Source organism: Cupriavidus sp. 8B, assembly GCF_054589115.1.
The window spans coordinates 66,289-75,043 of the sequence record NZ_BAAILO010000150.1 but is presented as its reverse complement, the minus strand read 5'-3'; the positions used below and the strand labels follow the sequence as shown (position 1 = coordinate 75,043).

The window sequence follows — 8,755 nt, the reverse complement described above, 5'->3', positions numbered from 1 at the left end:
GGGGCCACGGCCAGCGCCGCTTCAGGCTTCGCCGCGGTGGCGCGCCTGGTGCGGGTGGTCTTGGCGGATGGGGCGGTCGCGGGAATCGAGGCGGAAGCCATTGTGGTGTCGGGGGCGTCTGCCCGGCTGGCGGTTGGCTTGCGCCGGCCGGCGGGGCGCGCAGCTTGCTGCGTCATGCAATCTCCTGTCGTTTCTTATCTATTGTGTGTTGTCTATTGGCCCAGAGCGGCTTGGGGTGCGTGCTAACATTGGCGGATGCAAGCATCCGTCTCCCCGTCTTCCTCCGGCGCTGCGCCGCGCAAGCTAGTCATCGCCTCCCGTGAAAGCCGTTTGGCTATGTGGCAGGCCGAGCATGTGCGTGCTGCATTGCAACAATACTATCCCGCGTGCGATGTGTCCATTCTCGGAATGACGACGCGCGGAGATCAGATTCTAGACCGTACTTTGTCCAAGGTCGGCGGCAAGGGCCTCTTCGTCAAGGAGCTTGAGATCGCCATGGCCGAAGGCCGCGCCGACCTCGCTGTGCATTCCCTCAAGGATGTGCCGATGGAGTTACCTGAAGGGTTTGCCCTGACCGCCATCATGGAGCGCGAGGACCCGCGCGATGCGCTGGTCTCAAGCCGCTTCGCCTCGCTGGACGAAATGCCCGCCGGGACCGTGGTCGGCACCTCCAGCCTGCGGCGGGAGGCCGCGCTGCGTACCCGTTACCCCCACCTGGTGATCCAGCCGCTGCGCGGCAACCTGGATACCCGCCTGGCCAAGCTCGATCGTGGCGACTACGGCGCCATCATCCTGGCCGCCGCCGGGCTCAAGCGCCTGGGCCTGGCTGATCGTATCCGTGCCGTGCTGGATCCCGTCAGCTCGCTGCCGGCAGCCGGCCAGGGCGCGCTGGGCATCGAGATTCCGTCCGGCCGGCCCGAGCTGGCCGCGTGGCTGGCGCCGCTGAACCATGCGCCCAGCGCGCTGGCCGTGACTGCCGAGCGCGCCGTGTCGCGCATGCTGGGCGGTTCGTGCCAGGTGCCGCTTGCCGCGCATGCGCGTTGGGACGGCGCGCAACTGCACATCGATGCCTTCGTGGCGCTGCCCGATGGCAGCCGCTGCGTGCGGGCCCAGTCTGCCGCCGTGGTGGAAGGCGCCGATGCATCCAGCCAGGCCGAAGCGCTTGGCAAGGCCGTTGCCCAGGACCTGTTGGGGCAGGGCGCGGCCGACATTCTCGCGGCGCTGGTGGATCCGGCGTCCCATCAAGCCCCTGCCTGAGACCGGCCCATGCCCCGCCCGACCGTCGTTGTAACACGACCCGCCGGGCAGTCCCGGCAACTTACCGAGGCCCTGTCGGCCGCCGGCCTGGACGTGCTTGGCTTTCCCCTGCTGGCAATCGGCCCCGTGGCCGACGATGCCCCCTTGCGCGCGGCGCTGGCGCAACTGCCGGACTTCGCGCTGGTGGTCTTCGTCAGTCCCAATGCCGTGGCCTTCGCGCTCGACGCACTGGCCCAGGTGCAGGACAAGCCCGCGCCGCAGTGGCCGGCATCCGTAGCGGTAGCCGTGGTTGGCCCCGCCAGCGTGGCTGCGCTGGCCGAGCGCGGGATTGCCGCGCCCAACTACCGCGTGATCGCCCCGGCCGGTTGTACGACCGGCCATGAGGCAGACAACGGCGATGCCGCCAACGGTGGCGATGGCGCCGCCGCGCGCTTCGATTCCGAGGCCCTGTGGCAACAGCTCGAAGCCCAGCTTGACGCCGGCGCGCTCGACGGCCGCCAGGTCCTGATCATCCGTGGCAACGGCGGGCGAGACTGGCTGGCCAAGCGCCTGCGGGCCGCCGGCGCCGAGGTGCAGGCGGTCGAGGCCTACCAGCGCTCGGTCCCGACGCCCGGCAGCATGCAATGGCAAGCCGTGCGCGACGCTCTCAAGCCGGGCGCGGCGCCGCAGGCCTGGCTGCTGACCAGTTCCGAAGCCGTGCGCAATCTCGATGAGATGGCGCGCCAGGCCCTGAGCCCGCAAGAGCTTGCCTGCCTGCGCCAGGTGCAGTGCATCGCGCCCCATGCGAGAATCGCCGAACAGGCCTTGGCCCTCGGCTTCTCGCACCTGCTGCGCGCGGCACCCGGAGACGAAGGCCTGCTGGCGGCTTGCCGCCAGTGGGCGCAGGCGCATGCCGGCCCGCCGGCGCCGATGCCTGTCGCGCCGCCGCCGGCTGCCGCCGCGCCCGTGCCTGTGCCTGCCCCGGTCGCCACGGTGCCGCCGCCCCCGGCAGCACCACAAGTCAACCCACCGCCCGCAACGTCAACGAAGGTCGATCGCGTGACGCAAGACAATACCGCTCCTCCCGCCTCCAGCCCGCCTCCCGCGGCTGGCGCCCCGCTGCCCGTGCGCGGCGCGCCCCGCGTCAATCCGTGGTGGTTGCTGCTGTTCCTGCTGGTCCTCGCCATAGGCGGCGGCTTCTGGTGGCTGCAGCAGCGCGTGGACCACCTGACCCAGGAGCTGGCGCGGCGCCAGCAGAGCAACGATGCACTGGTGCAGGAAACCCGGGTGCTCTCACGCAATGCGCAGGACACCGTCAAGGAACTGCAGGCCAAGGTCGGCGCGCTGGACGGCCAGGTGGGCGAGGCGCGCGACAAGCAATCCGCGCTGGAGCAGGTCTACCAGGACCTGATGCGCAACCGCGACGACTGGGAGATCGCCGAGATCCAGCAACTGCTCACCAACGCCGGCCAGCAACTCCAGCTGACGGGCAACGTGCAGGTGGCGCTGGCCGCGCTGCAAAGCGCCGACACCCGCCTCGCGCGCACCGACAAGCCGCAATACAACCTGCTGCGCCGGGCCATTGCGCGCGACGTGGCGCGCATGAAGGCCGTGCCGGATACGGACCTGACCGGTGCCGCCATCAAGCTCGACGAAGCCATCAACCAGATCGATACGCTGCCGCTGCTGTCGAGCGAGCGCATGCTCGAGCGCAGTGAAGCCGATGCGCGCAAGACGGACGCGATGGCCGAGGCCGTCGACAAGCCCGCCAAGCCAGCCGGCGCCAAGGCAGGCAGGAATGCCGCCAAGGAAGAGGCAGTGCCGGCCGGCAACGCGATCGGCAACTGGTTTGGCCGCCTGTGGGGCAGTGTGCGCGACGAGCTGACGCAAGTCATCCGCATCCGCCGCGTGGACGATGCCCAGGCTCTGCTGCTGACCGGCGACCAGGGCTGGTTCCTGCGCGAAAACGTCAAGCTGCGCCTGCTCAATGCGCGCCTGGCGCTGCTGTCGCGCAACGAGCCGGTGTTCCGCAATGACCTGGCGGCCGCGCAAGCCATGATCGGGCGCTATTGCGACACCAAGTCGCGCCGCGTGCAGGCCGTGCTGACCCTGCTCAAGCAGGCCCAGGCAGGCGCGGTGACGGTGCAGTTGCCCACCATGGCGGAAAGCCTCGGCGCGCTGCAAGCGCTCAAGAAGGAGTAGCACATGCGGCTTCTTTTCTGGGTAGCTATCCTGTTCGGTGGCGCGGTCGGGCTCGCGCTGTTCACGCAATTCAACCAGAGCAACCTGGTCCTGTTCTACCCGCCTTACCGGGTCGAGCTGTCGCTGAACCTCGGGCTGGCCCTGCTGTTGCTGGCGTTCTTCGTGGTCTGGACCATCCTCAGCACCATGCGCCATCTGTCCGAGATGCCGGCGCGCGCTGCGGCTTACCGTGAGCGCAGCCGCATGAACCGCGCGCAGGCGGCCTTGCGCGAGTCCATCGAGAACCTGTTCGCCGGCCGCTTTGCCCGTGCCGAGCGCACCGCGCGCGAGGCCCAGGCCTGGCCCGAGCAAGCCCAGACCGCGGCGCTGATCGGTGCCCGCGCGGCGCACCGCATGCAGGAAACCGAGCGGCGCGACGCCTGGATGGCGCAGGTGACCGATCCCGAGCGCGAGCAGGCCCGGCTGGTGTCGATGGCCGAGTTGCTGGTCGACGCCCGCGACGCTGAAGGCGCGCTGGAAACCATCGCGCAGTTGCAGGCCCAGGGCGCGCGCCAGATCCATGTGCAGCGCATCGCGCTGCGTGCCCACCAGCACCTGAAGAACTGGACCGAAGTCCTGCGCCTGGCGCGCTCGCTGGAAAAGCGCAACGCCCTGCATCCTGTGCTGGCGCTGCGCCTCAAGCAGCTGGCCTGCGAGGCCCTGCTTGAAGAGCGCCGGAACGACATCGACGCGCTGCATGATTTCTGGCGCTCGCTCTCGACCGACGAACGGCGCGCGGCCCGCATTGCCGAGCCCGCAGCGCGCTACTTCGCGGCGCTCGGCCGGCAGGAGGAGGCCCGCAAGATCGTGGAAGACGCGCTCAAGGTCAACTGGGACAGCCGGCTGGTCTTGCGCTATGCCGAATGCGCCGAGCCTGGACGAGCGCTGCCACAGATCCAGCAGGCCGAAAAATGGCTGACGCAGCATCCGGTCGATGCGGACCTGTACTTTGCGCTGGGTGTGCTTTGCCTTGGCGAGAAGCTATGGGGCAAGGCGCAGTCGAGTTTCGAGCGGGCGTTGAGGTATGCGGATGTGGATTCGCAGCGCAGGCTGCGGGTCCGGGCGCATCTGGCGCTGGCCAAGATGTTTGAGGAGACGGAGAGGCCGGAGGAGGCGCAGCGGCATTATCGGGAGAGCGCGATTTTGGCGGCTTGAGGGTTTTGCTTCCCTCGCCCACTGAAGGGAGAGCGAGAGACAGCCGTCGTCATGGCGGCTGCGCTGGCCTATCCGTCGGCTTCGTTCAGTCGCCGCTGGTTTGCCTTCTCCACCACCGAGGCATACCGCGCGAGCGTCTCCTTGCGCGCGACATCATGCTGGACGATCGGTCGCGGATAGTTTTCGCCTAGCTTGACCCCGGATGCTAGTAACACGTCCTCTGAGGCTATCCATGGTGCATGTATGTACTTGTCCGGCAAGCGCGCGAGTTGCGGCAGGTACTTGCGGATGAAGCGCCCCTGCGGGTCGAATTTCTCCGACTGCGTGGTCGGATTGAAGATCCGGAAGTAGGGCTGCGCGTCGCAGCCAGTGGAGGCTGCCCACTGCCAGCCGCCGTTGTTGGCGGAGAAGTCGAAGTCGTTGAGCTGGTCGGTGAAGTACTGCTCACCGCGCCGCCAGTCCACGCCGAGATCCTTCACCAGGAAGCTCGCTACCACCATGCGCAGTCGGTTGTGCATGTAGCCGCTTTGCCGGATCTGCAGCATGGCGGCATCCACCAGCGGGTAGCCGGTCCTGGCGTCGCACCAGGCCTGGAAGTAGCGCTCGCCGGTGTCGCCGTCGATCCAGCGGATGGCATCGTAGGCGGGGTGGAAGGCATGCCCTTCGGCGACCCGGGGGTGGTGGTGCAAGATCATGAAGTAGAAATCGCGCCAGATCAGTTCCGACAGCCAGGTGGCGGCGCCGGCGCTGTCCGCGCCGCCGCGCAGCGTGGCGGCGTGGGCGGTGCGGGCGAGCGTGCGGATGGACAGGGTGCCGAAGCGCAGGTGTACCGACAGGTAGCTCGGGCCGCGCAGGGCGGGGAAGTCGCGCCGGCGCGTGTAGTCGCCCATGCGGTCGCAGAACTCGTCGAACAGCGCGTGGGCGCCGGCGCTGCCGGCGGGCATGGCGATCTCGGCCAGGTTGGAGGGGACGAAGCCCAGTGCCTCCAGCGTGGGCAGCGGGCGCACGTAAGCCTTGGGTGGTGCGGCCAGCGACCTGAGATAGGGCTCGACCGGGTAGGGCGTGAGGTCGAACGGGAGCAGGGCCTTGAGCCAGGCGTTCTTGTAGGGGGTGAAGACCGAGAAGGGCTTGCCCTGGCCAGTCAGGATCTCGTCCCGCTCAAAAATCACCTGGTCCTTGAAGCTGAAGAAGGCGCAGGACTGGTCCGCCAGCGCTTGCCTCACCTCGGCGTCGCGGGCCATTGCGGCGGGCTCGTAGTCGTGGTTGGCGAACACGGCGGTGGCGCCGAGCTCGGCGGCCAGCTCGGGAAGGGATGCGCGCGCATGGCCATGCAGCACGATCAGGCCGCCGCCGGCCGCGCGCAGCGCTTCGTCCAGCGGAGCCAGCGAGGCCAGGATGAACGCCACCCGGCGGTCGGCCGCCAGGCCCCGCGCCAGCAGCGGATCCAGGATCTCGCGGTCGAATACGAAGACGCACCATACCTGGCGGCAGTGCTTGAGGGCATAATGCAGCGCCGCGTGATCGTCGGCGCGCAGGTCGCGCCGGAACCAGACCAGGCCGCGCTCGAACTGCCGGTCGATCCGATAGGGCTGGCGGGCATCGGCGCGGGATGGGGGCAAGATCGGGCGCTCCGGAAGTTGGGCTGACGAAGCCTGTTACCCTACCATAGCGTCAGGCATGCGCCGCGCGCGCTGGCTGGCCCCGCATGGCGGCCAGCGTTGCCCGCAGCGCCGCAGAAACCAACCCGTATTCCAGTAATCCAGTAATCCAGATATCAAGAAGCAAGCCATGGCCATGACACTCGACCGCATCCTCCAATCCCAAGGCTTCGGCACCCGCCGCTATTGCGGTGACCTGATCGGGGCCGGCCTGGTGGAGGTCGACGGTACCCTGTGCGAGGATCCGGGCGCCAGGTTCGAGGTCGACGGCCTGCGCCTGACCGTGGACGGCGAGGAATGGATCGGCCACACCAAGGCCTACATCCTGCTGAACAAGCCGGTGGGCTACGAGTGCTCGCAGCGCCCGCGCCACCATCCCAGCGTGTACAACCTGCTGCCGGTGCCGCTGCGCCAGCGCGAGGTGCAGGCGGTCGGGCGGCTGGACCAGGACACCACCGGCCTGCTGCTGCTCTCGGACGACGGCCAGTTCATCCACGCCCAGACCTCGCCCAAGAAGAAGGTGCCCAAGGTCTACGAGGTGACGACCGCCGAGCCGGTCACCCAAGCGCAGGTCGATGCCCTGATGGCGGGCGTGCAGCTGGAGGACGAGCCGGCCCCGATCGCGGCGGCCGCCTGCGAGGCTACCGGCGAGCGTAGCCTGCGCCTCAGCCTGACCGAGGGCAAGTACCACCAGGTCAAGCGCATGGTGGCAGCCGCGGGCAACCATGTGGAAGCCCTGCACCGCAGCGCCATCGGCGGGCTGGTGCTGGAGCCGACCCTGGCGCTGGGAGACTGGCGCTGGCTCACGCCCGAAGACCTGGTCGCCCTGACGCGCAAGGAATAAGCAGGCGGCAGCAAGCGAGCAAAGAAGCTGGCCAAGAGGCCAGCAAGCAAGCGCACCGGGCAAGGGCCGGGATGCTGCAGTGCGGCATCCGTGAATCTTTTCCGGACGGATGGCAACGATTTGATAAAATGCAGGAATGGCGACGCTGGAAGCCCCAATCAATCTCACCAATCAGTTCCTGATTGCCATGCCCGGCATGGCAGACCCGACTTTTTCGGGTTCCGTCGTCTACTTGTGCGAGCACAACGACCGCGGCGCGCTGGGCCTGGTGATCAATCGGCCTATCGACATCGATATGGCCACCCTGTTCGACAAGATCGACCTCAAACTGGAGATCCTGCCGGTGGCGCAGCAGCCTGTCTATTTCGGCGGGCCGGTGCAGACCGAGCGCGGTTTCGTGCTGCATGATCCGGTTGGCATCTATGTCTCGTCGCTGGCCGTGCCCGGCGGACTCGAGATGACCACCTCCAAGGACGTGCTGGAGGCCGTGGCCAACGGCAGCGGCCCGCAACGCTTCCTGCTCACGCTCGGCTATGCCGGCTGGGGCGCGGGGCAGCTTGAGGAAGAACTCAGCCGCAATGGCTGGCTGACCGTCCAGGCCGATCCTGAAATCATCTTCAGCGTGCCTCCCGAGGAACGCTTTGCCGCCGCCATACGCCTGTTGGGCATCGACTTCACCATGCTCTCGGGCGAGGCTGGGCATGCCTGAGGACGGAGCGACGCCAGCGCCGCGCCAGTTGCCCACCGACGGCACCGTCCTGGCCTTCGATTACGGCGAAAAGAAGATCGGCGTTGCGCTTGGCAACTTTGTCACGCGCGAGGCCCGTGCGCTCGTCATCATCCCCAATATCACCGTGGAAGGCCGCTTCGAGGCGGTGACCGCGCTCATCGATGAATGGGCGCCGGTGCAACTGGTGGTGGGCATGCCCACCAATCCGGACGGCACCCAGCAGCCTTCGATGCGGCTCGCGCGCCGCTTTGGCAACCAGTTGAACGGCCGCTTCGGCCTGCCGGTGGCCTGGGTGGACGAAAGCTACACGTCGATCGCCGCCGAGATGGCCGGCGCCCGCAAGGGCGCGCTTGACGCCGAGGCCGCCAGCATCATCCTGCAACAGTACTTCGACCAGCATCCGCTATGACCCAGACTTCCTCTCTCGACGCCGAGGCGCTCTACCGTACGCTGCGTGACCAGGTGCAGGCTGCGCTGCCTGAAGCCGAACGCGCGCAATGGTCGGTTGCCGGCATCTATTCCGGCGGCGCCTGGATTGCCGAGCGGCTTGCCGCCGACCTGCAGCTTGCGGCGCATGGGGTCATCAACGTTGCTTTCCACCGCGACGACTATGCCAAGAAGGGCCTGCACAGCCAAGCTCAGCCGACCACGCTGCCGTTTGACGTGCAAGACCGCAAGATCCTGCTGATCGACGATGTGCTGGCCACCGGGCGCACCATCCGCGCCGCCGTCAACGAGCTGTTCGACTATGGCCGCCCGGCCCGCGTGGCGCTGGCCGTGCTGGTCGATCGCGGTGGCCGCGAACTGCCGGCGGCTGCCGACATTGCCGCCGCGCACGTGGAGCTGCCGCCCGGCACCACGCTGGTGCTGTCGTTTGAGGGCACCGGCTCC

The 8,755-nt window shown here is 68.1% G+C and carries 8 protein-coding genes; 7 read left to right on the top strand and 1 reads right to left on the bottom strand.

Annotated elements, in window-relative coordinates:
• The first annotated feature begins 255 nt into the window (after positions 1 to 255).
• Genes hemC through ACYP5B_RS15510 form a run of 3 tightly spaced genes read left to right on the top strand, consistent with a single transcriptional unit; the run spans position 256 to position 4,632 of the window.
• The gene (gene hemC, locus ACYP5B_RS15520; protein ID WP_459570308.1) at positions 256 to 1,257 is read left to right on the top strand and encodes a hydroxymethylbilane synthase; all 1,002 of its coding nucleotides are present in this window, start codon (positions 256 to 258) and stop codon (positions 1,255 to 1,257) included.
• A gap of 9 nt (positions 1,258 to 1,266) precedes the next feature.
• Entirely contained in the window at positions 1,267 to 3,438 is a 2,172-nt protein-coding gene (gene hemDX, locus ACYP5B_RS15515; protein WP_459570307.1) for a fused uroporphyrinogen-III synthase HemD/membrane protein HemX, read from the top strand.
• Positions 3,439 to 3,441: 3 nt separating this feature from the next.
• Entirely contained in the window at positions 3,442 to 4,632 is a 1,191-nt protein-coding gene (locus tag ACYP5B_RS15510) for a heme biosynthesis HemY N-terminal domain-containing protein (RefSeq protein WP_459570306.1), read from the top strand.
• Between the two features lie 68 nt (positions 4,633 to 4,700).
• Here ACYP5B_RS15510 and ACYP5B_RS15505 read toward each other — a convergent pair whose 3' ends face one another.
• Entirely contained in the window at positions 4,701 to 6,251 is a 1,551-nt protein-coding gene (locus ACYP5B_RS15505) for a cryptochrome/photolyase family protein (protein ID WP_459570305.1), read from the bottom strand.
• 175 nt (positions 6,252 to 6,426) lie between these two features.
• Between ACYP5B_RS15505 and ACYP5B_RS15500 the strand changes: the two genes are divergently transcribed.
• From ACYP5B_RS15500 to pyrR, 4 genes are all read left to right on the top strand, one after another.
• Positions 6,427 to 7,134: a pseudouridine synthase gene (locus ACYP5B_RS15500; RefSeq protein ID WP_459570313.1), complete on the top strand. Its 708-nt coding sequence runs from the start codon at positions 6,427 to 6,429 to the stop codon at positions 7,132 to 7,134.
• Positions 7,135 to 7,270: 136 nt separating this feature from the next.
• Complete coding sequence (locus ACYP5B_RS15495; RefSeq protein ID WP_318231877.1) at positions 7,271 to 7,843, top strand: YqgE/AlgH family protein; 573 nt, start codon at positions 7,271 to 7,273, stop codon at positions 7,841 to 7,843.
• Positions 7,836 to 8,273 carry a Holliday junction resolvase RuvX gene (ruvX, locus tag ACYP5B_RS15490; protein WP_267604071.1) on the top strand — a complete coding sequence of 146 codons (438 nt, stop codon included), beginning with the start codon at positions 7,836 to 7,838 and terminating at the stop codon, positions 8,271 to 8,273. The genes ACYP5B_RS15495 and ruvX overlap by 8 nt, the downstream gene beginning before the upstream one ends.
• Positions 8,270 to 8,755: bifunctional pyr operon transcriptional regulator/uracil phosphoribosyltransferase PyrR (pyrR, locus tag ACYP5B_RS15485; RefSeq protein WP_459570304.1), on the top strand; the 486-nt coding region annotated here is incomplete at its 3' end. The genes ruvX and pyrR, both read left to right, overlap by 4 nt.